Origin of the sequence: Halegenticoccus soli, from assembly GCF_002844195.1 — an archaeon.
In the GTDB taxonomy this organism is placed as follows: Archaea; Halobacteriota; Halobacteria; order Halobacteriales; family Haloferacaceae; genus Halegenticoccus; species Halegenticoccus soli.
In genome coordinates, this window is sequence record NZ_PEND01000006.1 from 117,366 (window position 1) to 141,321 (window position 23,956).

General features: G+C 69.5%; 23 protein-coding genes and 1 pseudogene. 7 read left to right on the forward strand and 17 right to left on the reverse strand.

From position 1 onward, the window contains the following. Positions 1-13 precede the first annotated feature (13 nt). The gene (locus tag CNO20_RS16770) at positions 14-397 is read right to left on the reverse strand and encodes a TlpA family protein disulfide reductase (protein WP_101297276.1); all 384 of its coding nucleotides are present in this window, start codon (positions 395-397) and stop codon (positions 14-16) included. A 119-nt stretch (positions 398-516) separates the two neighbouring features. On the opposite strand from CNO20_RS16770, the gene CNO20_RS16775 reads away from it, so the two are divergent. Further along, complete coding sequence (locus CNO20_RS16775) at positions 517-1,473, forward strand: PLP-dependent cysteine synthase family protein (protein ID WP_101297277.1); 957 nt, start codon at positions 517-519, stop codon at positions 1,471-1,473. A 149-nt stretch (positions 1,474-1,622) separates the two neighbouring features. Here CNO20_RS16775 and CNO20_RS16780 read toward each other — a convergent pair whose 3' ends face one another. The 5 genes from CNO20_RS16780 to cyaB form a co-directional block, all read right to left on the reverse strand. Beyond that, positions 1,623-2,075 (reverse strand): DUF5804 family protein, encoded by a 453-nt coding sequence (locus CNO20_RS16780; protein ID WP_101297278.1) that lies wholly within the window; start codon positions 2,073-2,075, stop codon positions 1,623-1,625. Between the two features lie 142 nt (positions 2,076-2,217). After that, positions 2,218-2,862 carry a helix-turn-helix domain-containing protein gene (locus CNO20_RS16785; protein WP_158237440.1) on the reverse strand — a complete coding sequence of 215 codons (645 nt, stop codon included), beginning with the start codon at positions 2,860-2,862 and terminating at the stop codon, positions 2,218-2,220. A gap of 58 nt (positions 2,863-2,920) precedes the next feature. Next, entirely contained in the window at positions 2,921-4,123 is a 1,203-nt protein-coding gene (gene thiI / locus CNO20_RS16790; protein ID WP_143423281.1) for a tRNA uracil 4-sulfurtransferase ThiI, read from the reverse strand. Between the two features lie 219 nt (positions 4,124-4,342). Then, the gene (locus CNO20_RS16795; RefSeq protein WP_101297280.1) at positions 4,343-5,548 is read right to left on the reverse strand and encodes a methionine adenosyltransferase; all 1,206 of its coding nucleotides are present in this window, start codon (positions 5,546-5,548) and stop codon (positions 4,343-4,345) included. A gap of 59 nt (positions 5,549-5,607) precedes the next feature. After that, the gene (cyaB, locus tag CNO20_RS16800; protein ID WP_101297281.1) at positions 5,608-6,165 is read right to left on the reverse strand and encodes a class IV adenylate cyclase; all 558 of its coding nucleotides are present in this window, start codon (positions 6,163-6,165) and stop codon (positions 5,608-5,610) included. 185 nt (positions 6,166-6,350) lie between these two features. Here cyaB and CNO20_RS16805 point away from each other — a divergent pair, with 185 nt between their 5' ends. Then, positions 6,351-7,574, forward strand: a complete 1,224-nt coding sequence (locus CNO20_RS16805; protein WP_101297282.1) for a CaiB/BaiF CoA transferase family protein — start codon at positions 6,351-6,353, stop codon at positions 7,572-7,574. Continuing rightward, on the forward strand, positions 7,571-8,659 hold the full coding sequence (locus CNO20_RS16810) for a LeuA family protein (RefSeq protein WP_101297283.1): 1,089 nt from the start codon (positions 7,571-7,573) through the stop codon (positions 8,657-8,659). The genes CNO20_RS16805 and CNO20_RS16810 overlap by 4 nt, the downstream gene beginning before the upstream one ends. 20 nt (positions 8,660-8,679) lie before the next feature. Here CNO20_RS16810 and msrA read toward each other — a convergent pair whose 3' ends face one another. From msrA to CNO20_RS16820, 3 genes are read right to left on the reverse strand one after another with little or no spacing between them, the layout of a single operon-like run. Further along, positions 8,680-9,228, reverse strand: coding sequence for a peptide-methionine (S)-S-oxide reductase MsrA (gene msrA, locus CNO20_RS16815; RefSeq protein WP_101297284.1), 549 nt, complete (start codon positions 9,226-9,228; stop codon positions 8,680-8,682). Between the two features lie 24 nt (positions 9,229-9,252). Beyond that, positions 9,253-9,789, reverse strand: a complete 537-nt coding sequence (locus tag CNO20_RS23465) for a LeuD/DmdB family oxidoreductase small subunit (RefSeq protein ID WP_199174897.1) — start codon at positions 9,787-9,789, stop codon at positions 9,253-9,255. Then, on the reverse strand, positions 9,790-11,049 hold the full coding sequence (locus CNO20_RS16820) for a 3-isopropylmalate dehydratase large subunit (protein WP_199174898.1): 1,260 nt from the start codon (positions 11,047-11,049) through the stop codon (positions 9,790-9,792). It abuts the gene before it with no gap. A 233-nt stretch (positions 11,050-11,282) separates the two neighbouring features. Between CNO20_RS16820 and CNO20_RS16825 the strand changes: the two genes are divergently transcribed. After that, on the forward strand, positions 11,283-11,927 hold the full coding sequence (locus CNO20_RS16825; protein WP_101297285.1) for a helix-turn-helix domain-containing protein: 645 nt from the start codon (positions 11,283-11,285) through the stop codon (positions 11,925-11,927). Between the two features lie 137 nt (positions 11,928-12,064). On the opposite strand, the gene CNO20_RS16830 is transcribed toward CNO20_RS16825, so the two are convergent. The 5 genes from CNO20_RS16830 to CNO20_RS16850 all read right to left on the reverse strand — a co-directional run bounded on the left by CNO20_RS16830 (position 12,065) and on the right by CNO20_RS16850 (position 16,657). Next, positions 12,065-12,982: a phosphotransferase family protein gene (locus tag CNO20_RS16830; RefSeq protein ID WP_101297286.1), complete on the reverse strand. Its 918-nt coding sequence runs from the start codon at positions 12,980-12,982 to the stop codon at positions 12,065-12,067. 120 nt (positions 12,983-13,102) lie between these two features. Continuing rightward, positions 13,103-13,897, reverse strand: coding sequence for an ABC transporter permease (locus CNO20_RS16835; RefSeq protein ID WP_101297287.1), 795 nt, complete (start codon positions 13,895-13,897; stop codon positions 13,103-13,105). Next, a complete protein-coding gene (locus CNO20_RS16840) occupies positions 13,894-14,694 on the reverse strand; it encodes an ABC transporter permease (protein ID WP_101297288.1) in 801 nt (266 codons plus the stop codon). The genes CNO20_RS16835 and CNO20_RS16840 overlap by 4 nt, the downstream gene beginning before the upstream one ends. Then, positions 14,691-15,545, reverse strand: a complete 855-nt coding sequence (locus tag CNO20_RS16845) for an ABC transporter ATP-binding protein (RefSeq protein WP_101297289.1) — start codon at positions 15,543-15,545, stop codon at positions 14,691-14,693. Before CNO20_RS16845 ends, CNO20_RS16840 begins: the two co-directional genes overlap by 4 nt. A 2-nt stretch (positions 15,546-15,547) precedes the next feature. Beyond that, positions 15,548-16,657 (reverse strand): ABC transporter substrate-binding protein, encoded by a 1,110-nt coding sequence (locus tag CNO20_RS16850; RefSeq protein ID WP_101297290.1) that lies wholly within the window; start codon positions 16,655-16,657, stop codon positions 15,548-15,550. Between the two features lie 294 nt (positions 16,658-16,951). On the opposite strand from CNO20_RS16850, the gene CNO20_RS16855 reads away from it, so the two are divergent. Beyond that, positions 16,952-17,989 (forward strand): FKBP-type peptidyl-prolyl cis-trans isomerase, encoded by a 1,038-nt coding sequence (locus CNO20_RS16855; protein ID WP_101297291.1) that lies wholly within the window; start codon positions 16,952-16,954, stop codon positions 17,987-17,989. A 60-nt stretch (positions 17,990-18,049) separates the two neighbouring features. After that, entirely contained in the window at positions 18,050-18,316 is a 267-nt protein-coding gene (locus CNO20_RS16860) for a DUF8049 family protein (RefSeq protein ID WP_101297292.1), read from the forward strand. A gap of 36 nt (positions 18,317-18,352) precedes the next feature. Here the strand turns inward: CNO20_RS16860 and CNO20_RS16865 are convergent. The 3 genes and pseudogenes from CNO20_RS16865 to CNO20_RS16875 form a co-directional block, all read right to left on the reverse strand. Beyond that, positions 18,353-18,972 (reverse strand): annotated as a pseudogene (locus tag CNO20_RS16865) (RAD55 family ATPase). 24 nt (positions 18,973-18,996) lie between these two features. Next, the gene (locus tag CNO20_RS16870) at positions 18,997-19,623 is read right to left on the reverse strand and encodes a nucleotide-binding protein (protein ID WP_101297293.1); all 627 of its coding nucleotides are present in this window, start codon (positions 19,621-19,623) and stop codon (positions 18,997-18,999) included. 71 nt (positions 19,624-19,694) lie between these two features. Further along, entirely contained in the window at positions 19,695-20,390 is a 696-nt protein-coding gene (locus CNO20_RS16875; protein ID WP_101297294.1) for a TMEM175 family protein, read from the reverse strand. A 468-nt stretch (positions 20,391-20,858) separates the two neighbouring features. On the opposite strand from CNO20_RS16875, the gene CNO20_RS16880 reads away from it, so the two are divergent. Beyond that, positions 20,859-23,498 carry a glucosidase family protein gene (locus tag CNO20_RS16880; protein WP_199174899.1) on the forward strand — a complete coding sequence of 880 codons (2,640 nt, stop codon included), beginning with the start codon at positions 20,859-20,861 and terminating at the stop codon, positions 23,496-23,498. Positions 23,499-23,956 lie beyond the last annotated feature (458 nt).

A 23,956-nucleotide genomic window follows, 5' to 3' on the forward strand; every position in this document is an offset into this window, starting at 1 on the left:
CGCTCGACGGCCCTCAGGCCGACGCTTCCGCCTCTTCGAGGCGGTCCGCCAGGTACTCCGCGATCGACACCGGTTCCTCCTCGACGAACCGGGCGAGCTCCTCGCCGTCGCGTTCAACGACGACCGTCGGGATGTACTCGACGCCGTACGCCTCGACGCCGGGGCCGACCTTCGAGCCGTCCTCCGCCTTCTCCACCGGGTAGTGTTCGATCCGCTCGTCCGGCACGCCGGCGGCGTCGAGCGCGGCGGCGAAATCGGGTAACTGCCCGCGGCAGTCCTTACACCAGTCGCCGCCCCAGACTTTGAACACGAGCCCGTCGCCCCCGAGCGCCTCCACCGCGTCGCCGTAGGACGCGGCGTCCCACGTCGGGTTGGGTTCCATCGTTTCGAGCCTCATTACCGCGGGGATAGCGGGCGAGGGGTGTTAAGACCCGCGTTCCCGGCGACGCACCGCGGCCCGTCGCGCCCTGCCCGTGTCGCCAGCGGTTTACGTCAGGACGCCGTACGGACTCGAAAATGGACGCGAACGTTCTGGACACCATCGGGTCGCCCCTGGTTCGGGTACGGTCGCCCGAGGGGTCGACCATCGCGGCCAAGCTGGAGTCGAAAAACCCCGGCGGCTCCGCGAAGGACCGCCCCGCGCTGTACATGATCGAGGCGGCCGAGCGCGCGGGGGCGCTCGAACCGGGCGATCACATCGTCGAGCCGACGAGCGGCAACACCGGCATCGGCATCGCGATGGTCGGCGCGGCGAAGGGGTACGACGTGACGATCGTCATGCCGTCCTCGAAGTCCCCGGAGCGGCGGCGAATCATGCGGGCGTACGGCGCCGAGATCGAGCTCGTCGACGGCACCATCACGGACGCCAAGGAGCGCGCCGACGAGCTGGAAGCCGAGGCGGGGATGACCCAGCTCCGGCAGTTCGAGAACGAGGCGAACCCCGAGTCGCACTACCGGACGACCGCGGAGGAGATCTTAGCGCAGGTCGACGGCCGGGAGATCGACGCGTTCGTCGCCGGCGTCGGCACGGGCGGCACGCTCACGGGGATCGGCAGGCGGCTCCGGGAGGCGTTTCCGGAGGTGGAGATCGTCGGGGTCGAACCGGCCGACAGCGCCGTTCTCTCCGGCGAGGAACCGACGGGCGACAGCTTCCAGGGGATGGGGCCGGGGTTCGTCAGCCCGAACCTCGACGTCGACCTGCTCGACGGCGTGGAGACCGTGACGATCGGGGAGGCCGAGGCCGAGTGCCGCCGCCTCGCCCGCGAGGAGGGGATCCTCGTCGGCCAGTCCAGCGGCGCGGCGAACCTCGCGGCGAAGCGCGTCGCGGAGCGCATCGCCCGCCCGGAGCTGAACTGCTCCGACGCGGCCGACGGGCTCACCGCGGACGGATCCGGCGACGACTGCCCGCTCGTCGTCACGGTGTTCCCGGACGGCGGCGAGCGGTACATGTCGACCGGGATGTTCGACCGGTGAGATCGGACGGCGGATCGAAATCCCGACCGCCGCTCGACCGCTGAGCCCGTTCTCGGCCGCCGAATTCCTTCTCGGCCGTCGAACTCCTTCTCGGCCGTCGAACTCCTTCTCGGCCGTCGAACTCCTTCTCGGCCGTCGAACCCGCTCGCTCAGCCGCCGAACTCCTCTTCGGTCACGCGGACGACGACGGTGTCGTCGACGTCCCGGAGGTCGTAGTCGGGGATCTCCCCGCCGACCCGCGTGAGGAACATCGGTTCGACCAGCCGGCCGTCGTCGACGCCGTACACCTTCAGCAGGTCGCCCGTCTCGGCCGGGTCGACCTCGCCGTCCCTGATCGCCCTCGCCAGCGGGCGGGAGAGCCACTCCCCGTCGCTGACGCTCGGTTCGAGCACGAGCGCGGCGTCGACGAACCGCACGAGGTACCAGTTCAGGTCGTTCAGGAGCGACACCGCCGCGCCGACGCTGACGGTGTCGACCGCGACGGCGTTCTCGAACGGCTCGCGGAGCTCGTACGTCGAAAGGGCGTCCCTGGAGGTTTCGCGGGAGAACAGTTCGTACCGGAGGTTCACGTCCGGCTTCCCGACGAGACAGACCCGCGTCACACTCGATCGAAGTCGGGGGTCGAGTAAAGCGGTTGCGGTGATCGACGGAGACGAGACGATCCCGACGACCGGCTGAAGCGAGATCGCCGAGCAACTCGGGGGGCCGGAGCCGTCCGCGGTCGCCCCCCCGACGGACGGCGAGTCAGTCGACGACGAGCGTGTTCGAGACGAGTTTCTTCGTCCCCCGGCGTATCCGTTCCGAGGCCGCCTGATCCGAGACGCCCAGCCGCTCTGCGACCCCGGAGAGCGTGCTGCGGCGCGGGACGTCGAAGTACCCGGCCTCGAAAGCCGCCGCCAGCGCCTCCCGCTGGGTGCGGGTGAGCCCGTACCAGGGGAGGGTGTCGGGCGTCGCCGGGTCGTAGACGCGCTTGACGTCGAGCGGGATGTCGTGGTCGGCGCAGTAGCGCTGAAACCCGCTCAGGTCGGCGTGGTTCTCGAACCGAAGCTCCAGGCGCCACCGCGCTGCGCTCCCGCGGGCGGAGACGAGCGTCGCGCCGCTGTCGAGGATCGCCCGGACGAGGCTGTTCACCTTCGGGCTCCACTCGATCGAGTAGAGCGTCCTGTCCTCGAGCGAATCCAGTCGTTTGACCTGGTTCACCAGCGGCTCTGCACGTAGCGTCCGATCCACGTCGTTCCGCCCCTCGCCGTACACCCAAAATAGCGGCAGAATACTTTCGGACAGGGGTACGATCCGTTCGACTTCGACGTACGTCTCCGGATGCCTCTCTAATACCTTCCCGAGTTCGAAGTTCGACGTCGCCACTTCGAATTCCAGGATGACGCTCATACGTGAGATGAGCGTCCGGAAGCGCATGAATATTCATGATCAACTCGCGCCGCGGCGATCACTCTCCCCCCGCGATCGGCGCGGACTGACGCCGAAGCTCGTGCAGATCGACCGTCTCCGCCTCGGCCGCGAGCGCCGCCGCCCGCTCGAACAGGTCGGCCGGTTCGGCGGCCTCGACCGCCGAGAGCGTCGCGTTCGTCTCCGGGTGCGTCGGCGCGACCCGCTCGCAGCCGACGGGCAGCGTCGAGTCGTCGAACGTGCCGATGCGCCGCGCCGCGTCGGTGATGTCGGTCTTGTCGCGCGTCAGAAGCGGCCGGTGGACCGGCAGCGTCACGGCCGCGTCCGTCACGGCGAGGTTCGGCCCGGTCTGGCTCGACTTCTGGCCGAGCGACTCGCCCGTGACGATCGAGTGCGCCCCGACCTCGCGCGCGACCTCCTCGGCCGTCCGGAGCATGACGCGCCGCAGCGACAGCATCCGGGTGTGGCCGATCTCCGCGGCGAGTTCCCCGACCAGGTCGCCGGCCGGCACGACGCGCAGGACCGCGTCGTAGTTCGGCGCGTACCGGGCGAGCCGGCACCCGACGGACACGGCCCGCGCCCGGTGGTCCGGACCGCCGTAGTCGCCGAGATCGACGTACACCGGCGCGATCGTACAGCCGCGCTTCATGGCCTCCCAGGCGGCAACTGGCGAGTCGATGCCGCCGCTGAGGAGCACGACGGCCGTCCCCTGCGAGCCGAGGGGGAGGCCGCCGGGGCCCGGCCGGGTCTCGGTGAACACGAACGCCTCCTCCTTCCGGCAGTCGACGCCGTAGGTCACGTCCGGATCGTCGAGGTCGACCGGCGCGCCGGAGACCTCCCCGACGACTCGGCCGCCCTCGCGTTCGATGTCGCCGCTCGCGAACGGGTGGGCGTCCTTCGGACCGGCGCGGCGCGCGCGCACCGCGAAACTGCCGCCGGGGTGCGACTCGGCCGCCTCGCGGAGCGCCCCGCGGATCGCGTCCAGCGTCGGCGGCCGGGTCGCCGCGGGGCTCGCCGAGACGACGCCGAACGCGTCGGTGGCCGCGTCGAGCGCCGCGTCGGGCTCGTCGGTGTGGACCAGGAGGCGCGACCACCGGCGCTCGACGGTCCCGTCGACGCCCCGATCCGACAGCAGCGCCTCGATGTTGTCGCGGAGCCGCCGCTCCATGTCGGTCCGCACCTTGGTGCTCTTCAGGCCGATCTCGCCGTACCGGCAGAGGACGGTGTCCGCTTCGAGGCTCACTGAGAGACGGTACGCCGCCGGGGGGATTAAGGCGCTTCGACCGCCGCGAGGATACTGGTGAGATCCGATTGATCCGGTCGAATCGTCTGCTGGGACGGGCTCAAAAGTCCCCCACGGCGGCTGATCCGCCCGCAACCGCTCAGTTGAACACTCCCCCCGCGGGAGGCCGATCCTCAGAAGGTGGAGAGGCTGATCCTCAGAAGGTGGAGAGGCCGATCCTCAGAAGGTGGAGATCTCGCCCTCGATCGCCCGCCGGGTGACCGAGGTCACGTTCGCCAGCTCCCGGTCGACGATCGCGCGCACGTCGTCCTCGACGTCGGCGACGGAGACGCCCTCCTGGGTGACGAGCTGGGCGTCGGCGACGTGCGGCCGGTCGATGGGGCGGCCGATCTGGCTCAGGAGGCGGACCTGGAGGTCGCGGATGCCGTCGACCTCGGAGACGACCGACTCCGCGATCTCGGTCGAGAGGAGGTTGTAGATCTTCCCGATGTGGTTGACGGGGTTCTTGCCGCTCGTCGCCTCCATGCTCATCGGGCGATTCGGCGTGATGAGCCCGTTCGCGCGGTTGCCGCGGCCGACGGAGCCGTCGTCGCCCTGCTCCGCGCTCGTGCCGGTCGTCGTGAGGTAGATCGACCCCTCCTCGTAGTTGTCTGCGGTGTTGACCTCGACGCCGATCTCGCGGTCCGTGTACTCGCGGGCGAGATCCGTCACGAACTCCCTGACCCGCGCGACGGCGGCGTCGTACTCGTCGAGGTCGTCGACGTACCTGTCGATCATCGCGGCGGCGACCGTGATGTCGATGCGGTCGCCCTCGCGCTTGCCCATGATCTTCACGTCCGGCCCGAGTTCGGGGTGGTCGGCGGCGAACGTCGTGTTGAGCTCGCGCTCGGCGTTGAGGACGATCCGCTCCGTCTCTGTCAGCGGCGCGTGGCCGACGCCGAAGCTCGTGTCGTTGGCCATCGGAACGGTCACGTCGTTCTCGCCGAAGACGTCCTGGAGGTCGCCGCTTCCCTCGCCGAGCTTCACGTCGACCACCACCTCGGTGCCGAACTCCAGCTCCGGGATGTGCGCGTTCAGGTACTCGCGGGCGGCGGCGAGCGCGACCGAGTCGACCGGGATCCGCTGGCCCTCGTACTCCTTCGTCGCGCGGCCGACGATGAGCACGTAGATCGGCTCGATGACCTCACCGCCGCCGAACGCCGGGGCCGCCGAGCCGGCGACCAGCTGCGTCTCGTCGGTGTTGTAGTGGAGAACCTTTCCGACGCGGTCGAGGTAGGTCTGCGAGAGCGCCCGCGAGACGCTCTCGGCGATGCCGTCGCAGATGGAGTCGGGGTGGCCGATCCCCTTCCGCTCGACGATCTCGACCGCCTGGTCCTCGACCGCGCGCCGGTCGAGTTCCGCGACCTGGATGTTCCGAGTGGTCATTGTCGAGGTTTCGGCACGGCAGATGCTATAACTTGCGGAAACCTCCAGCGCGCGTCGAATTACTCGGGGGCATTCTCAGCCGACAAGAGCCCCAGGTACGAGGTCCGGATCCCCCCGTCGGGATCGAGGCCGAGATCCCGGAGGACGCCGACCGCGCCCTCCCTGACCGCCTCGATCTCCCCCTCCGTCGCCTCGCGCTCCACCTCGACGAACTCGCCGAGGCCCGCGACGCGGTCGAGGGTCACGGCGTAGCCGTCCAGCGCGTACCGCTCGCGCTCCTTCTCGACGACCGCCGCCGGTTCGAAGCCGAGGCCCCCGAGGACGCCCGCCATCGCCTCGTCGTCCGCGACTTCGGTCTCGAACTCCTCGCGCGTCTTCGATTCGGCCTCCACGAGCGGTCCCTTGTACGTCACCTTCGCCGTCGTCTCCCCCGCTCCGTCGAGCTCCTCCTCCCGTCGGATCCGGAGCGCCTCGTCCGTCTCGGCGAAGTTCCGGTGGGGCGCGTCGTAGTACGTGTCCCGCTGGACGACCGCGCCGACTCGCTCCGCGCCCCGCTCGACCAGGCGGCGGCGAACCGCGTCGCGATCGGCGCGAACCTTGAGTTCGACTTCGTACATGGGCGGCGAATCGGGCGACGCGGGCAAAAGCCGTCCGCTTCCCGCGGCTGCCCGTGTGGAAACGCCCGCCGCGAGGCACTTAAACTCCCTACGTGAGATGGAACAACGCTCTTTCTCGACTTCGACCGAGTGTGTACTATGGTAGCGCACAGAACCGAACCGGACCGCCGTTCGGTCCGCCGACCATGACGGATCGCGCGAAACCCCGGGGCGGTCCGCTCGACGGGCTCCGAGTCGTCGACTTCTCCGGCATGATAAGCGGGGGGTTCGCCACCTGCCAGCTGGCCGACTTCGGCGCGGACGTGGTGATGGTCGAACACCCCGAGTACCCGGATCCGCTCCGGGAGTGGCCGCCATTCGAAGAGGGCACGTCGCTGTGGTGGAAGTCGATCGGCCGCAACAAGCGGTGCGTCACGCTCGACCTCAAGTCCGAGGCGGGGTCGGCGCTGGCGCTCGAACTCGTCTCGGACGCCGACGTGGTGTTCGAGAACTTCCGGCCGGGGACGATGGAGCGGTGGGGGCTCGGACCGAACGCCCTGTTCGAGGCGAACCCCGAGGCGATCGTCGTCCGCCTCTCGGGGTACGGGCAGACCGGCCCGCGCTCCTCGAAGCCCGGGTTCGGCACCGTCGCGGAGGGGATCTCCGGCTGGGCGAGCGTCAACGGCTTCCCCGACCGCGAGCCCCTCCTGCCGCCGATCAGCCTCGCGGACCTCACCGCGGCGCAGTTCGCCGTGCAGGCGACGATGTTCGCCGTCTACGAGCGCGACCTCGGCCGCGGCGGCAGCGGCGAGGGACAGGTCGTGGACGTGAGCCTCTACGAGCCGCTGTTCCGGCTGTTCGTCGGCGACGTGGAGGGGTACGACAAGCAGGGCATCGTCCGCGAGCGGACCGGCAACCGCCACCCGAACGCCGTCCCGCGGAACGTCTACGAGACCGCGGACGGTCACCTGACCCTCTCTGCGTCCTCCCAGCGCATCTTCGAGAACGTGATGCGCGCCATCGGCCGGCCCGACCTCGTCGACGACCCGCGGTTTTCGACCAACGAGCGGCGCGTCGAGAACGCGGACGAACTCGACGCGATCATCGAGGCGTGGACGCGCGAACGGCCGACCGACGAGGCCATCGAAGTCATGGAGGAGAGCGACGCGATCGTCGGGCCGGTGTACGACATGGGCGACATCTTCGAGGACGAGCAGTACCGCGCCCGCGGTGACATCGTCGAGGTCGAGGACGACGAGGTCGGTCGCCTCAGGACGGCCGCGCCGATCCCGAAGTTCTCGCGCACGCCCGGCGCGGTGACCCACGCCGGACCGAGGCACGGACAGCACGACGAGGAAGTGTTCCGCGGCGAACTCGGTCTCGACGCCGACGAGTTCGAGCGCCTGCGGGCGGAGGGCGTCGTCCGATGAAGCTGTGCGACGTGACGCTCCGCGAGGGCGACCAGATGCCCGGCCGGTCGTACTCGGTCGAACAGAAGGTCGAGGCGGGCCTCGCGCTCGACCGCCTCGGCGTCGACTTCGTCGAGGCCGGCTTCCCGGCGACGGGCGAGAAGGACCGGCGCGCCGTCGCCGAGCTGGCCGAGGCCGCCGAGGCGGACGTCGCCGCGATCGCCCGGGCGGTGCCGGCCGACGTGGAGGCGGCGCTCGACGCGGGAGTGGACGTGATCTCCGTGTTCGGACCGGTGTCGTCGCTGCAACTGGAGCACGCCCTCGGGAAGTCGCGCGGGGAGATGCTCGACGCGATGCGCGACGCGGTCGACCTCGCGCTCTCGGGCGGCGCGCGGGTCCACCTCAGCCTCGTCGACGCGTTCCGAACCGAGCGCCGGCACGTCGTCGACGCCTGCGAGCGGTTCTCCGACGCCGAGTACGTCGTCCTCGCCGACACCGTGGGCGCGCGGACGCCTCGAACCGCCTCGGGCTTTCTCGACTCGCTCGGCGAGTCGGTCGACCTCGGGCGGATCGGCGTCCACTTCCACCAGGATCTCGGCGTGGCCACGGCGAACGCGCTCGCGGCGTACGAGGCGGGGGTCGGCAAGGCGGACGTCAGCGTCGCCTCGCTCGGGGAGCGGGCCGGCAACGCCGCCCTGGAGGAACTCGTCGTCGCGGGAACGGTCGAGTACGGCGAGTCGTTCGGCGTCGATCCGGAGCGCCTCGTCCCGGTCTGCCGGCGGGTGCTCGAAATCCTGGGGGAGGACGTCGACGCCCGGAAGCCGATCCTGGGCCGGGAGGTCGCAGAACACGAGTCGGGCATCCACACCGCCGCGATGCTGCGGGAGCCGAGCGTCTTCGAGCCGTTCGACCCCGCCGACTTCGGCGGCGAGCGGCGGCTCGTCTTCGGGGCGGGGACGGGCCGCGGCGGCGCGCGCGGGCTGCTCGAACGCGCCGGCGTCGAGCCGACCGACCGGCGCGTCGGGTCGCTGCTGTCGGCGCTCGCGGACGAGGGGCCGATGGGGACGGACGAGGCGGTCGCGCTCGCGCGGCGGCTGTTCGGCTGATCGGCTTTCCGGCCCTCTCCTCACCCCTTCAGCTTCGACGCGAAGTTCTCCCGGAGCTTGTCGAGCTTCGGCGGGACGTGGACCGCGCAGTACGCCTGGTCCGGGTTCCTCTCGTAGTAGTCCTGGTGGTACGCCTCGGCCTCGTAGAACGCCTCCAGGGGCTCGACCTCGGTCACGATGGAGTCGTCGTAGGCCCCCGCCGCCTCCAGCTCCTCGATGAGCGCCTCCGCCGTCTCCCGCTGCTCGTCGTCGTGGTAGAAGACGGCCGAGCGGTACTGGCTCCCGACGTCCGGTCCCTGCCGATTCAGCTGCGTCGGGTCGTGGATCGTGAAGAAGACCTCCAGTAGCTCCCGGTAGCTGATCGCGTCGGGATCGTAGGCGATCTGGACGACCTCGGCGTGGCCGGTTTCGCCCGAGCACACCTCCTCGTAGGTCGGATCTTCCGTCGTCCCGCCGGCGTACCCGGAGGTGACGGACAGCACCCCCTCCAGCCGTTCGAACGGGGCCTCGACGCACCAGAAGCAGCCGCCCGCGAGCGTCGCCAGTTCCGCGTTTCGGTGGTCTGTCATCGCCGCCCCTTGGTCCTCTACGGGCTAAGGACCTCCGGTCCCGGCTCGGCGAGACGCGGGTCCGTCGGGCCCCTCGCCACCCTCCGCGAGCAGCCGCCGGCCGTACTCGATCAGCCCGCCCGCGTCGACGAGTTCGCGCAGGAACGCCGGGTACGACGCCGCCCGAAGCACCTCGCCGGTAGTCTCGTCGGTCACGGAGCCCTCGCCGACGTCGACGCGCAGGGCGTCACCCTCGGAGATCCCCGCGGTCGACTCGACCCGGAGCGCGGGGAGGCCAACGTTGATCGCGTTGCGGAAGAAGATGCGGGCGAACGACTCGGCGACGACCGCGGACGCGCCCGCGCCTTTGAGCGCCAGCGCCGCGTGCTCGCGGGAGGAGCCGCAGCCGAAGTTGGTTCCGGCGACGACCACGTCGCCCGGCTCGAACCGCCCCGCGAACGTCGGATCCGCGCCGCCCATCGCGTGCGCCGCCAGCGCGTCCGGGTCGGCGGAGGTGACGTGCTCGGCCCGGATGATCGCGTCGGTGTCGACGTCGTCGCCGAAGACGAACGCGCGACCCACCTACGCCACCTCCTCGGGGTGGGCGATCTCGCCCGCGACCGCGCTCGCGGCCGCGACGGCCGGGCTCGCCAGGTACACCTCGCTCTCGGGGTGGCCCATCCGCCCGGTGAAGTTGCGGTTCGTCGTCGAGACCGCGATCTCGCCCGCGTCGAGCACCCCCGTCCGCTGGCCGAAGCACGCCCCGCAGCCGGGGTTCTCCATCGTCGCCCCCGCGTCGAGGAACGTCGCTGTCCAGCCCTCCTCGACGCAGAGTCGTTCGAGCCGCCGCGAGCCCGGGGTGACGATGAGCCGCACCCCCTCTGCGACCTCGCTTCCGTCGAGCACCTCCGCGGCGGCGCGGAGGTCCGACTCCCGCCCGTTCGTACAGGAGCCGATCACCGCCTGGTCGATCTCGACTCCCTCGGTCTGCACCTCGGAGACGGAGACTGCGTTCGCCGGCAGATTGGGCACCGCGACCCGCGGCTCCATCCCGTCGCAGTCGATCGTCGCGACGGTCGCGTACTCGGCGTCGTCGTCGGGGACGTAGATGGCGTACTCCCCGCCCGCGTGCGCGTCCGCGAAGGCGCGAGTGATCCCGTCGGGCTCGACGATGCCCGTCGCCGCGCCCGCCTCGATCGCCATGTTCGCCAGGGTGAACCGGTCGTCCATCGGGAGGTCGCGCACGACCGGGCCGCCGAACTCGATCGCGTGCGAGACGGCGCCGTCGACGCCGAGTTCGGCGAGCGCGGCGAGGACCAGATCCTTGCCGCACACCCAGGGGTCCGGCTCGCCGACGAACTCCACCCGCGTGGTCTCGGGGACGCGGAGCCACAGCCAGCCGAACGCCATCGCGAAGGCGAGGTCCGTCGAGCCGACGCCGGTCGCGAACGCCCCGAGCGCGCCCTCGGTGCAGCTGTGGCTGTCCGCGCCGACCATTAGGTCGCCGGGCTTCACGAGCCCGTCCTCGGGGACGACGACGTGCTCCTGCCCCTGCGAGCCCTGCGGGTAGAACACGGTCCCGTGCTCCGCAGCGAAGGCCTCGCAGGCGCCGTACAGTTCGGCGGCGTACTCGTTGTGCGCCGGGACGAGGTGATCGGGAATGACCGCGATCCGCTCGGGATCGAACACCGTTTCGACCCCCAATCGTTCGAACTCCTCGATCGCGGGCGGCAGCGTGATGTCGTGTCCGAAGGCGAAGTCGACGGGCGCGCGGACGATCTCGCCCGGCTCGACCGGTCGCCCCACCTTCGCCGAGAGGATCTGCTCGGCTATCGTTGGCATGAGTACTGTTAGCGCGCAACTCTGCATATGGCGTTCCCCGATGCTCGTCGGGTCTTTATGTCGCCGCCCGCCGGCTCCCGAATCCTCGCTCTCGCCTGCGGGGACTCCGCGCTCCGGTCGTCCCGCCCCTCCGCCCTCTTTATCGGCGGGGAGACGCGTGCGAACGTTTGACGAAGGGTTTTAGGTCCCATATCCGCATTATCGATTATCACGGTTCCGGACCGGTGTCTCCGATGTTCCAGGCAGAACTCAACCTCAAGCAGGAGAAGGCGTGCGTGCTCTCGGAGCTGTCGCGGCGCGTGACGAGCCCGCTACGCATCGAGATCGAGGAGCTCCACGATCACAAGGTGACGTTCATCGTCGACGCCGGCGAGGAGTTCGAAACGGCTCACCGGTGCCTCGCGGAGTCCGACGAGGTGCTGCACCTCGACGCGATCGGCGACGAGCAGCTCCTCGTGACCAAGCCCTCCTGCGGCGCGTACTCCGCCGTGTACAAGAACCACGGGGTACTCCGCCGGCAGAACTACATCTCCGACACGCAGCGCGTGTACAACGTCCTCGTCTTCCGGCGCGAGGACCTGAAGGACATCGTCGCCGACTTCAAGGACATCGGCACGGTGACGCTCGGGAAGCTGACGAAGTACGACGAGCCGCGCTCCGTGCTCACCGCCCGCCAGCGCGAGGTGATCGAGCACGCCTTCTCCCGCGGGTACTTCCGCTGGCCGCGCGAGGCGACGAGCGAGGAGCTCGCCGCCGACCTGGACATCAGCCGGGCGACCTTCCTCGAACACCTCCGGAAAGCCGAGGCGAAACTGCTCTCGCAGCTGCTCGACGACGACCCCCACTCCCGGCCCCGCATCGGCGTCCGGGCGCGCTGATTCGCGGTCGTCTCCGACCACGGTACTAACCGCGCTATTCGCCGAAAAGGGAGGTCTTCGCGATTTCGTCCCCGACGGAGCGGCGGACCCGATGAAGCGGGTGAGGACGGAACCGTCCGACGGGAGGCCGAGGTCCCCTACGAGATGCCCTCTAGGGCCGCGAAAACGCCGTTTCTGAACCGCTCGGCGCGTTCGGCCGTCTCTTCCGCTCCGTACTGGTTCTGTACGTACAGCGACTCGAGGTAGTAGACCCCGTTCAGCGCGACGTAGAGCGGTCTCCGGCGCTCGAAGCCGGCCGGGATCGATCGAACGGACTCGTACCCGTCCCGGAACGCCCGCTGCGAGGCGTCGGTATCCGGATCGAACGTCGGGAGGGCGGTCCGCCAGTAGTCGAACTCGCCCGGTGCCGCGATCGCGTGCTCGAAGTCCACCACGCAGGCGACGCGTCCGTCGACCACAGCGACGTGTTCGGGCGTCGCCCAGCCGTGACAGCAGACGGGACCGTCCGAGCCGGCGAAGACCTCCGGACGGTCGGCCAGGAAGTCGGCGACGGCGTCCGCGGCGTCGGCGTGTCCGTGCCGCGCGAGAACCGGGCGGTGACGGCGGACGTACGCGATAGCGGCCGCGCGCCAGTCGTCCTCTCCGGCGGTCGCAACCCCGTCGTCTTCCGGGTGAAACTGACCGTACCCGTCGAGAAGCGGGGCGGTTTCGTCGTGCAGCGTCGCGAGCGCCCGACCCGCGGCCCTCGCCCACGTTTCGTCCACTTCCCGTCCCTCGTCGGGCGCTGGAGCGTTCGGGTGCCAGGCGGCGACGTAGTAGTCGTCTCCGACCAGCAGGACCTCGGGCACCGGTACGGAGGTCCGATCGCCGACGAACGCGATCACGCGCCCTTCGGTGGCGGCACTCCCCGTCGGGCCGGTGTCGCCCTTGTAGACGGCGCGCCGGCCGTCAACGCGGACTTCGTACACCTCGTGGGGCGGGACGTCGTGGAGCCGACGAACGATTCTGTGAGTAGCGAACTGCGACGCGAGTCTGTTGTGTGCGTCCTGTCTCATAGTGGTTCGCCGCGTGACGCGCGGCGGTCGGCCGTTCGCGGCGCGGTGCCGGGGCTACGGCCGAGAGAAGACGACCGGAAGATCCGGACGCCGGGTAAAAAGACTTCCGCCCCCGCCGCCTCACATCCGCACGTCGGCCGTCTCCCCGCCGCGCGCGCCGAGGCGCTTTTCCGCGGCGAAGAAGGCGACGTTGACGGCGGCGGCGACGGCGACGAGCACGACGATGATCGCCAGCATCCGCGCGATCTGCGCGCCGACGATGTACTCGACGAGCGTGTACCCCAGCCCGGCGCGCGAGGCGAACATCTCCCCGAGGACCACGCCGAGGAACGTGAGGTTGAACCCGAGGCGGAGTCCGATCACGAGCCCCGGAAGGATCGACGGGACGATGATCTCGCGGAAGGTCTGCCACCGCGACAGGAGGAGCGAGCGGCCGATCTTCAGGTGGTCGTCCTCCACGGTCTCCATCGCGGCCATGGTGAGGATCGCCACGGGGAACACCCCGTGGAACCAGCCGAAGGCGATCTTCGACTCGACCCCGAGCGCGAAGACGAACAGGAAGACGGGGTAGAGCGTCACCTTCGGGACGGAGTAGACGCCGAGGATGAGCGGCTCGAACACCTCCCGCCAGAAGTCGCTGAGGCCGAGCGCGACGCCGACCCAGACCCCGACGAGGACGGCCAGCGCGTACGCGACCGCCAGCGTGAAGAGCGTGATCCGCAGATCGGCGAGCAGCCACCCGTCGGCGAAGCCGCCGAGGAGCTCGCCGACGGTCGCGGCGGGCGTCGCCAGCGCGAACTCCCCGGCCACCGTCGCGAGCGCCTGCCACAGCAGGACGAGCGCGACCGGGACAAGGAGCCGTCCGGCGGTCACCGCGTCGACCCCGCGGAGCCGCCCGCCGGTGTCGACGCTCACGCTCTCACCCGCCGGTACAGGCGCTTTTCGATCGCGATGAGCAGGCCGTTCACAGCCAGGGCCAGGAGGACCACGAGCAGCATCGCGGCGTACATCCCGCGGACGTCGAAGTTGTCGTAGTTGAAGGAGATGAGCCAGCCGAGGCCGCTGTCGGCGAGGATGAACTCGCTCGCGATGGTGCCGATGAGCGCGTAGATGAATCCGAGCTTCAGCCCCGTAAAGACGTACGGGACCGCCGCCGGGAAGTAGACGTGCTGGAGCAGCTGCCGCGGGGTGAGATTCATGTCGCGGCCGGCTTTCACGTACACCTCCGGGATCTCGGCGAGTCCCGACGCCGTGTTCGTGACGACGATGACGACGCTGAACCCCCACGCGATGGCGACGATGGGGGCGATCCCGAGGCCCATGATCGAGATGAGGAGCGGGTAGAAGGCGAAGAACGGAACCGCGTAGTAGATGAGCAGGTACGGGTCGAGAATCTCCTTCAGCGTCTCGACCTTCCACAGGAGGACGCCGCCGGGAACGCCGGTCAGCAGCGCGAGGGCGAACGCGCCGAACACCGCGGAGAACGTCTGGACGACGTGCGGTTCGAGCGCCCCCGTCGACAGGAGCGTCCAGAGCTCCCCGAGCATCGCCGACAGGGGGATGAGCGTCGTCGGATCGACGAGCCCCACCGTCGGCCCGAACTCGACGAACGCGAGGAAGCCGAGCACGATAGCCCCGCGGGCGGCTTTCACCCGCTGCGATCGAGTCAGCGGCAGCGACGCCGAGGGTCCGATGTCGGTGATCGTGCTCATGTGTCCGCGGGGCGCGTTTCCGCCTTCGCTTCGGCGCCGTCGCCCGATTCCGCGTCCACGCGCCGGCCGGTCTTCTGCTCGAGGCCGCGTCTGCTCTCGTCCTTGAGTTCGTTCCAGAGCCGCTGGACGAGGTCGTTGAACGCGGCGGTCGTCATCGTGTCGCCGTCGCGCGGGCGCGGGATGTCGTTCTCGACGATCGCCTTGAACCGTCCCGGCCTGGCGCTCATCACGGCGATGCGATCCGACAGCTGGGCCGCCTCGTTGATGTTGTGCGTGACGAAGAGGATCGTCGCCCCCGTCTCCCGCCAGATGCGGAGCAGCTCCTCGCCGAGGATGAGCCGCGTCTGCTCGTCGAGCGCGCCGAACGGCTCGTCCATCAGGACGATGTCGGGCTCCATGACGAGCGTCCGGGCGATGGCGACTCGCTGGTTCATCCCGCCCGACAGCTCCGAGGGTCGGGCGTTCTCGAACCCGGTGAGCCCGACGAGATCCAGCATCTCCGTCGCGCGTCGGCGTCGTTCGGCCTTGTCGACGCCGTTCATCCGCAGGCCGAACGTGACGTTCTGGAGGACGGACAGCCACGGGAAGGTGCTGTGGCTCTGAAACACCATCCCGATCCGCGGATCCGGCCCGGTCACCGGATCGCCTTCGATGCGGATCCGCCCCTCCGTCGGCTCGACGAGGCCGCCGATGAGCTCGAACAGAGTGCTCTTGCCGCACCCCGTCGGTCCGATGATCGAGACGAACTCCCCCCGGTCGATCGTCATGTCGACGCTGTCGAGCGCCTTCACCGTGCTCGTGCGGTCGTCGCCGAGTCCGTACGTCTTCGAGACGTTGTCGATCTCCAGCATAGTCAGGCCGATCCGACGGCGCTCAGGTCGACCCGCTTGCCCTCGGGAAGGAACGACTGGTCGACGATCTCCGACCACTCGACGTCCCGATCGATGAGGCCGATGTTCTTCATCCCCTCCTCGATGGTCGCGAGCCCCTCGGGGTCGAACTCGTTCGTCGAGTAGTACCTGTCCGGCTCGACGTTCTCCAGCGAACTCCGCATGACGTCGGCGTCGTAGCCGTCGTTGTACGACGCGAATATCTCCGCCGCCTCGTCCGGGTTCTCCCGGATGAACTCGACGCCTCGCGCCCGAGCGCGCAAGTAGCCCCTCACCGCGTCGGGGTCGTCCTTCAGCACGTCGGGGCCGGCGATGACGACCGTCTGCTGGAACGTGTCGAGGTAGTCCTTCGCCCAGAAGACGACCTGCCAGGGCTCGCCGTCGGCCTGCTGCTTCGAGAACACGGGATCGAGGTGCGCCGCGGCGTCGATGGAACCGCCGTCGAGCGCCGTCAGCCCCTCGCTCAGGCCCCCCATCGCCTTGAACGTCACCTCGTCGACGCTGATCCCGTCCGCCCGCTTGACGGCGAGCGCGGAGGAGTTCTCCGTGACGGACCCCGCGCTCGTGTAGCCGACGGTTTTCCCCTTCAGGTCCGCGATCGACGTCACGTCGGAGCCCTTCTTCGCGACCCAGTTGATCGTCCCCGGCGAGTTCGTCGACCCGGCGATGATCGTCAGCGGCGCCCCCGCGTAGTAGGCGTTGACGGCCGCCGGCGTGGCGACCTCTCCGAAGGGGAGGCCGCCGGTGACGACGTTTCTGACCGTGGTGCCGCCGCCGCTGCTGCCGACGACGTTCTTCAGGTCGATCCCCTCCTCCTCGAAGTACCCCTTCTCCAGCGCCATCTGGTACGGCGGCGCGTACATGAGGAGCGGCCAGTGCGTGACCGTCACCTCTCCCGAGAACGTTCCGCCGCCTCCGCCGCCGGAGCCGTCGCCCTCTCCCGCCTGATTCCCGCCGGCGCTCTCGTCAGCCTGTCCCGCGCAACCGGCGAGCGCGCCGACGCCGACAGCACCTCCCAGTTTCAGCATCGTCCGCCTGTTCACCCGTGCGTGGTGTGTGGTGCCTTTTGACATCCTGATCGTCAATGAACGATCCGGATGAATAGGGATTACACCTACATTGGTTGGGTCATATTATGATCCGCTTGGCGGATCGGAGCGCCCCGGCGGCCGCGGATCAACCGCCCGGCGGTTCGCGTCCCGTCGATCGAGTCCGGGGGTCCGCGGGCTGCTCGCCGATCCGTAGCCGTCCTGCCGCGCCCGTCGAACTCCCGTCGGTTCCGCGACGGCCGACGAACGGCCGCGCCGCGCATCTTTCGCGCGGTTCGAAACGTGATTCTTAAGGGTCGCACGGGAGACGTACCCTACATGAGCGATGAACAGCAGGCGGAGTCGGCGGAGGAGCCGGTAGACGCCGACGCATCGGAGGAGTCCCCGGAGGAGACCGAAGGCGGGATCCAGGAGGGCGACTTCGTCAGGCTCGATTACACGGTCCGAACGATCGAAGAGGACACCGTCGTCGACACGACGAGAAAGGAGGTCGCCGAGGAGGCGGGCATCGACGACGAGGACTACGACTTCTCGCCGCGCGTCATCGTCGTCGGCGCCGGACACGTCTTCGAGAAGGTCGACGGGGAACTGCGGGGCAAAGCGCCCGGCGACTCCGGGACGGTCGAGATCCCGGCGGCCGAGGCGTTCGGCGAGTTCGACCCCGACGACGTGCGGACGGTCAGCGCCGACAAGATCTCCGAGGACGACCGGTACCCCGGCGCGCGCGTCACCATCGACGGCCAGCAGGGCCACCTGGAGACGATCATCGGCGGTCGGGCCCGCGTCGACTTCAACCACCCTCTCGCCGGCGAGGACCTCGAGTACGAGTACGAGATCGTCGACCTCGTCGACGACCGCGAGGAGCAGGCCGAGGGCCTGCTCGGTATGTACCTCCAGCAGGAACCCGAGGTCTGGATCCAGACCGACGAGGTCGAAGAGGAGACGCTGGTCGAGCCCGACGAGGAGGACGAGGACGCGGAGCCCGAGACGGAGGTCGAGACCGTCGAGAAGGAGACGCTGTACATCGAGGCGACGCCGCAGATGACGATGAACCAGCAGTGGCTCTTCTCGAAGCAGCAGATCGCCCAGGACGTCATGGACCGCCTGGACCTCGACCGCGTGATCGTCCAGGAGACCATCGAGGGCATGGGCGGCATGATGGGCGGCATGGGCGGTATGATGGGCGGCGCCGGCGGCGCCGACATCGAAGCGGCGCTCGAGGACGTCGACGTCGACGCCGACGAGATCGTCGAGGAACTGGAAGAGTCGGACCTCGAAGCGGGCGAATCCGAGGCCGGCAACGAGTCGGAAGCGGCCGAATCCGACGAGTCGGAAGGCGACGCGACCGAGGAGTAGACGCCCGCGCCGCGGTTCGAAACCGGGATTTTCTTTAGCGGTTCGCGCCCAGTCGCCGACATGGACGCCGCAGAGGAGTTGGGGATCACCGACGACCTGCAGGTCGCCGCCGTCGCCGCCGGGTGTACGGTCGCGCTCACCGCCGTCCTCCGCTACGGGCTCGGCCTCGACGTCGGGCTCGTCGCCCGCCTCTCGCCGCTGTACGTGTACTTCCTCTACGTCTTCACCCGCAAGGGTGGCCCGTATTCGCGGTACGACACCGTAGCGACGTGGTCGGCGCTGATCGCGGCGGTGACGGTCGGCACGATCCTGTTTTTCGCGCTGTGATCTCGCCTTTTCCGGCACCTCGTCCAGCCCGGCCAGCTACGCGATGTCGCGGCTGGTGTCGATGGTGACCCGCTCCGCGAGCTTCAGCTTGATCGTCTCGTCGAGCGCCGCGCCGCCGCGGAACTTCGGCACGGCGAGTCGGTTCTCGATCTCCGACCCCTTCACTCCCGTCCGGAGCTCGAACACCACGTCCGCCATGTGCTCCGTGAGGTCGCGGTTGTCCGGCACCGATCGGCCGTCGAGCGCGTGCAGCACCGCGACCCCGCCCGTGTTGACCATGTGCGTCTGCAGTTCGTTCAGGAAGTTCCGGTAGCGGGCCGAGCCGCACCGCTCCAGCACGTCGACCACGTCGACGATGAGGTTCGCGCTCTCGGGGAGCGCCCCGACGAGCCGGTTCGCGTGGTCGAGCGGCGTGTCGGCGCCGACGTCCCGGATCGTCGGGCGGCCGACGCGGGTGTTCGTCCGGTCGAGCGCGTCCTGGACGGCGACCGGACCGTCGTGAGATACAGCGTCCCCCGGGCGGCGGTGAGCTCGTAGAGGAACAGCTCGGACTGGCTCGCGGGGTCTGCCGAGAGCAGCACGACGCTTCCGGCCGGTATCCCACCCCCGAGCTGGCGGTCGAGCACCGTGATTCCCGTCGGGAGCCGGCCGGACATACCGCGTAGTATCTATCTCGGCGCTTATATGTCTTCCTCCGGACCGAGCGCCGCGGCGACTCGCGCGTAGGCCGCCTCGACCGCCGGATCGCGGAGCACCGGCGGATCGACCTCGGGCACCGCCGCCAGGACCGGACAGCCGAGCAGGTCCGCGAGCCGGTCGGGCGCGAGCCGGGTTCGCGTCAGCACCGCGCCGCGAACGGGCGTTCCGAGCGCCCGGGCCATCGCCGCGGTCTTCGCCGCGTCGCGCAGCCCGGGCGCACACAGCGTCGACGCCAGCAGGACGCCGTCGGCCGCGCGAAGCGGCGCGGCCGCGTCCGGTCCCGCGCCGGCGGGGCAGTCGACGAGCACCGTCGCGTCCGCCTCGCTCGTCGACAGGCGGACGAGGAGTTCCGATACGTCGGCGTCGCCTCCGACCGGCGCCGGGAGCACCGACACGCCGTCGTCGGCCGGGTACGGCTGGGCGACGGCGGCGGGGTCGCCCCGCGCGTCGCCCAGGGTCGGCGTCCGCTCGACCTCGGCCAGCGTGTGGAGGTTCGGCATGTCCCCGTCCGCGTCGACGGCGAGCGTCGGACCGTCGAGCGCGGCGGCCAGCCCGAGCGTCGTCGTCGTCTTCCCGCTCCCTCCCTTCCCCCCGGCGATCGCGAGCATACCCGTCCGTGGTTCCGGCTTCGCATTTGAACCTTCGTCGCCCTTGATCTCTCATCACCCCTCACCCCTCGTCACCCGGGCTCCGCCTCGCCCTTCGGGCGGACGATCCGGTCGAAGAACGGGTCCGACGCCAGAAGGAGGAGCCAGGAGTACATCGCCAACCTGGCGCTGTAGAACGACAGCCCGACGGAGAAGGCGAACACCGCGGAGGGGACGAGCGACTTGAGGACGCCGTACCGCACCTGCTCGCGGTCGAGCGGTCGCCGCGTCAACCCCTTGTGACTGGCCGCGTACCACCAGAGGACGGCGAAAACGACCCCGATGGCCGCGAGCGTCCCCGCGTAGAGGGCGACCGCGAACTGACCGGTGTAGTCGCCGAGCAGCGCCGTCGTGAACGGGACGAAGGCGACGAGCAGCAGGTACCCGATGTTCAGCCACAGCAGCTTCCAGTCGTACCGGACGATGCGCTGGAACACGCGGTGGTGGATGACCCAGTAGTTCCCGACGATGAGGAAACTGATCACGTAGCTGACGATGTCCGGCCACTCGGCGAGCACGAACGCCGCGGCGGACGTCCCCGGGGGGAGCCCGTCCGGGACCTCGATGTTCAACACCAGCAGCGTGATGGCGATGGCGAACACCCCGTCGCTGAAGCCGATCAGCCGGTCGACCCCCTTCTCGTGCTCCGCGTCGCTGAGCGACGCGTCGTCGAACTCCTCCGTCGGATTCGCGGGCGCTCCGGGCCGGGCGGGATCGGACGCCGTCATCGCCGCCCGACCACCCTCCGTCGCGTCCGGATGCGGTGCCGCGCGCCCCGTACGGCGTCGGCGTTCAGCAGCGCGAATCCGTGGACGATGACGGCGACGAAGATCCCCGCACTCCGACTTACTGTCGATAGACGCACATTTGCCATGGGGGTAGAGACGACCCGCGCTCAGCTAACCATTGCGTCTGTTCGTCCGAGCGACAGTCTCGTTCGGCCGGCGACCGGGAGCGTCCCGGCAGGGCCGTCACCGCTCGCCTCCGACGCTTCGAGAGCGATCCCCGCTGAGGCGGACGCGCGTCGAAACCGATCCGCGCCGAAGCCGCTCCGCTTCGAACGGCCATCCCGCCTCGGTCCCGCTTTATTTACACGATCGTATTATATACTCAACAATTCACGTATACTTACTGGAAGTTCGTGATAGTGCGACAAAAATTACTATGTATTGGATAAAAAATTGCTCCCGGTAGGTATGAACGACAATCACTCGGCGGCTCATCGGCTCTCGCGACGACGATTTCTGGCGGGCACCGCGGCGGCGGGGACGCTTCTCGCGCACCCGTCGCTCGTCGATCGGACGACAGCGGACGACGCGTCGGCTCCGATCGACGTCGACTCGCCCGCGCTGTCCGTCGCCGACCGGCTCGAAGACCGGCGGTACGTCGTCACCGGCGACCGGGCCTACGTTGTCGGCACGCAGGACGGTCGGTTCCCGGCGATGGGGTGGCACGTCCGCGGCGAGATGGGCGGCGTCTGGAGCCCGCCGATCAAACTGCTCGACGGCATCTGGTTCGGCGTCGACGGCGAGTGGATCGAACCCGCGGAGCGCTTCACGAGCGGGTACGGTCACGCCCGGATGGACTTCCCCGCCCGCGGCTCGCTGGAGATCAGCCGCACCGAGTTCGCGCCCGACGGGGTTCGCGCGGTCCTCATCGGGCTGCACTTCACGGCGACCGACGGCGAGGAGCGCTTCACGCTCGAGGTTGACGCGCACTCGGAGCTGATGAAGTCGTACCCGTGGGGCTGGACGGACCCCTCGCAGCTCGAACACAACACCGAAGACGCGGTCGAGTTCGACGGCGAGCGCCTCGTCTTCCGCGATCGGGGGACGCCACCGGTCGAGAACGCTCTCGAACACGACTGGGCCGCGGTGGTCGGCTCGACCCTCGATCCGGTCGACGGGGAGACGGGCGAGGACTACCGCGGGCCGCAGGATCCGGCGACGATCTGCCCGGCGGAAGGCGACGCGCCCGACCGCTGCGACGACACGGAGTTCGGCAACGGAAAGGGCGGCCGGCTCGCGTACGACGTGGCGGTCGCGGACGGCGAGACGGAGACCGTCTGGTTCGCGGTCGCCGGGGCCGACTTCGACGGACCGGACCCCGACGACGCTGTCGACGCGGCGCTCGCCGAACTCGACGCGGCGCTCGACGACCCCGAGGGCGCGCTCGCGGAGAAGGTCGAATCGCGGGTCGAGTTCGGCGAGAACACGAGGCTCGACCTCCCCGACAACCCGCGCCTGGCGGAGAGCATCGACTGGAGCAAGCAGAACCTCGCGGACTCCGTCCTGACCGTCGAAAACCTCGACATCCGGGAGACCAACGCCGGGGAGAACTACCCCGAGCCCGAGGGGGTGGTCGATCGAGTCCGGTTCCTGGGCGCGGGCTTCCCCGATTACCCGTGGCTGTTCGCCACCGACGGCGAGTACACGGCCTTTGCGAGCGTGGCGGTCGGTCAGTTCGAGCCGATCAAGGACCACCTGCGGTCGCTCAGGGAGATCAGCGAGATCGACAACGACGGCAGCGGCAAGGTCGTCCACGAGGTCACGTTCGACGGCTCCGTCTACTTCGGCTCGAACGCCGACGAGGGGAACACCGACGAGACGTCGAAGTTTCCGAGCGCGGTCGCCCTGATCTGGCGCTGGACGGGCGACGACGAGTTCCGCGACGAGATGTACGACTTCGCCAAGCGGAACATGGAGTACGTCCTCGAGGAGCTCGACGAGGACGGCGACGGCTGGCCGGGGGGGCACGGGAACGTCGAGCGCCCCGGCATGGGCGAGGAGAAGCTCGACGTGGCCGTCTACACGATCCGCGGCCTCCGCGACCTCGCTGACATGGCGCGGAGCAAAGGCGACACCGCGACCCAGAAGTGGGCCGAGGGTCGGGCGAAGTCGCTGGAAGTGCGGTTCGAGGAGACCTGGTGGTTCGGACGCGAGGGCGCGACGCAGTACGCCGACTCCCTTTCGAACCCCGACAACGAGCAGGTGTTCCAGCGCCACTGGATCGGCGTGACGCCCATGGAGATCGAACTCCGCGACTCCGCCGGCGCCCCGCGGCCCGGCCTCGCGGCGGAAGATCACGGCACCGCCGCGCTCGAAGAGCGCGAGCGGGGCTGTTACACCGACGAGTTCGGGCTGTACCACACCGGCACCGGTCCGACGGAGGCGGAGGACGGGAACCCGGGGCCGAGCTGCGACGAGCACGTCTCGGAGGTCCCCTCGGAGCGCCAGATCTTCACGCTCAACACCGCGATCATGGCCGTCGGCGAGGGTAACTACGGTCGCCTCGGCCCCGACCGGCAGGAGCACTACCTGAACGCGAACGCGGAGCTGCAGTTCCTGCCGGACGAACAGCCCGGCGCGATGCCCGAGATCGCCCCGTCGCCCGACTACGGCCGGTCGATCGACCTGCCGCTGACGGAGCGCGCGATGGTCCTCCAGGCGTGGGGCGCGTACGGCACGGTCTGGCCGGTCGTCCACCAGCACCTCGGCGTCCGACCGGATCTGGGTCGCGGGCGGCTCGAAGTCGTCCCGCAGGTGCCGCCGCAGGCGTCGTCCGGCCTCTCGGGCGAGAACATCCGGCTCGGCGACGGTTCCGTCGCGGTGTCCGTCGACGCCGACGGGTCGACGTACGAGACGACCGTCGACGCCGCCGTCGGCCTCGACGAACTCGTCGTCGGCCACACGATCCCGCGCGACGCCGAGGTGTCGTCCGTCGCGCTCGACGGCGAGGAGGTCTGCTACGAGACCCGCGAGACGAACCGCGGCGCGGAGGTGCTCGTTGAGGCCGACCCGGACGGCGAGCGGACGCTGGTCGTCGAAACCGCGTGAGCGACCGGATCGAGTAAAGAGACGCGCTGGCGGAGGTGACGCTGACGGTGGTTCCCCTCGGGCGGCCCCATTCTGCTCCGCGGCGAGTTCGAACGCCGCGGGTCCGACGACGACTCGACGGTTCGCGCCGCCGAGGCGACGCCGTGTCGCCGGGGCGGATCGCGGGCCGAACCCTTCTGTGAGGGCCCTCACGAGGAGATCGGCTTTTCCGACGACGAGTGAGTCCGACTGGCTGATTCGGTCGTGGTTGAGGACCGCGCTCCGGCGCGCCTCGCCGACGAAGACGAGAACGCCTTTCAGGTGACCCGCCTTCCGCTCGCGCCGCTTTCGAGGCGGGATCGAACGGAGGGTGAGGGATAGGTGCGCGCCCGGTCGACCGAACTGTCGGATACCGAATGCCGTCTCTCGAGAGACGAACGGAATTTGATATAGCGAGAAATAATTTATACGGTCGCTTA

Excerpts from the sequence above, each read along its gene's own strand:
- CNO20_RS16855 (WP_101297291.1), top strand. The coding sequence starts at position 16,952 with ATGAGCGATGAACAGCAGGCGGAGTCGGCGGAGGAGCCGGTAGACGCC.
- CNO20_RS16785 (WP_158237440.1), bottom strand. The coding sequence starts at position 2,862 with ATGAGCGTCATCCTGGAATTCGAAGTGGCGACGTCGAACTTCGAACTC.
- CNO20_RS16850 (WP_101297290.1), bottom strand. The coding sequence starts at position 16,657 with ATGTCAAAAGGCACCACACACCACGCACGGGTGAACAGGCGGACGATG.
- msrA (WP_101297284.1), bottom strand. The coding sequence starts at position 9,228 with ATGACAGACCACCGAAACGCGGAACTGGCGACGCTCGCGGGCGGCTGC.
- CNO20_RS16805 (WP_101297282.1), top strand. The coding sequence starts at position 6,351 with ATGACGGATCGCGCGAAACCCCGGGGCGGTCCGCTCGACGGGCTCCGA.
- cyaB (WP_101297281.1), bottom strand. The coding sequence starts at position 6,165 with ATGTACGAAGTCGAACTCAAGGTTCGCGCCGATCGCGACGCGGTTCGC.
- CNO20_RS16845 (WP_101297289.1), bottom strand. The coding sequence starts at position 15,545 with ATGCTGGAGATCGACAACGTCTCGAAGACGTACGGACTCGGCGACGAC.
- CNO20_RS16825 (WP_101297285.1), top strand. The coding sequence starts at position 11,283 with ATGTTCCAGGCAGAACTCAACCTCAAGCAGGAGAAGGCGTGCGTGCTC.
- CNO20_RS16795 (WP_101297280.1), bottom strand. The coding sequence starts at position 5,548 with ATGACCACTCGGAACATCCAGGTCGCGGAACTCGACCGGCGCGCGGTC.
- CNO20_RS16860 (WP_101297292.1), top strand. The coding sequence starts at position 18,050 with ATGGACGCCGCAGAGGAGTTGGGGATCACCGACGACCTGCAGGTCGCC.
- CNO20_RS16810 (WP_101297283.1), top strand. The coding sequence starts at position 7,571 with ATGAAGCTGTGCGACGTGACGCTCCGCGAGGGCGACCAGATGCCCGGC.
- CNO20_RS16880 (WP_199174899.1), top strand. The coding sequence starts at position 20,859 with ATGAACGACAATCACTCGGCGGCTCATCGGCTCTCGCGACGACGATTT.
- CNO20_RS16820 (WP_199174898.1), bottom strand. The coding sequence starts at position 11,049 with ATGCCAACGATAGCCGAGCAGATCCTCTCGGCGAAGGTGGGGCGACCG.
- CNO20_RS16875 (WP_101297294.1), bottom strand. The coding sequence starts at position 20,390 with ATGACGGCGTCCGATCCCGCCCGGCCCGGAGCGCCCGCGAATCCGACG.
- CNO20_RS16775 (WP_101297277.1), top strand. The coding sequence starts at position 517 with ATGGACGCGAACGTTCTGGACACCATCGGGTCGCCCCTGGTTCGGGTA.
- CNO20_RS16770 (WP_101297276.1), bottom strand. The coding sequence starts at position 397 with ATGAGGCTCGAAACGATGGAACCCAACCCGACGTGGGACGCCGCGTCC.
- CNO20_RS16870 (WP_101297293.1), bottom strand. The coding sequence starts at position 19,623 with ATGCTCGCGATCGCCGGGGGGAAGGGAGGGAGCGGGAAGACGACGACG.
- CNO20_RS16840 (WP_101297288.1), bottom strand. The coding sequence starts at position 14,694 with ATGAGCACGATCACCGACATCGGACCCTCGGCGTCGCTGCCGCTGACT.
- CNO20_RS16830 (WP_101297286.1), bottom strand. The coding sequence starts at position 12,982 with ATGAGACAGGACGCACACAACAGACTCGCGTCGCAGTTCGCTACTCAC.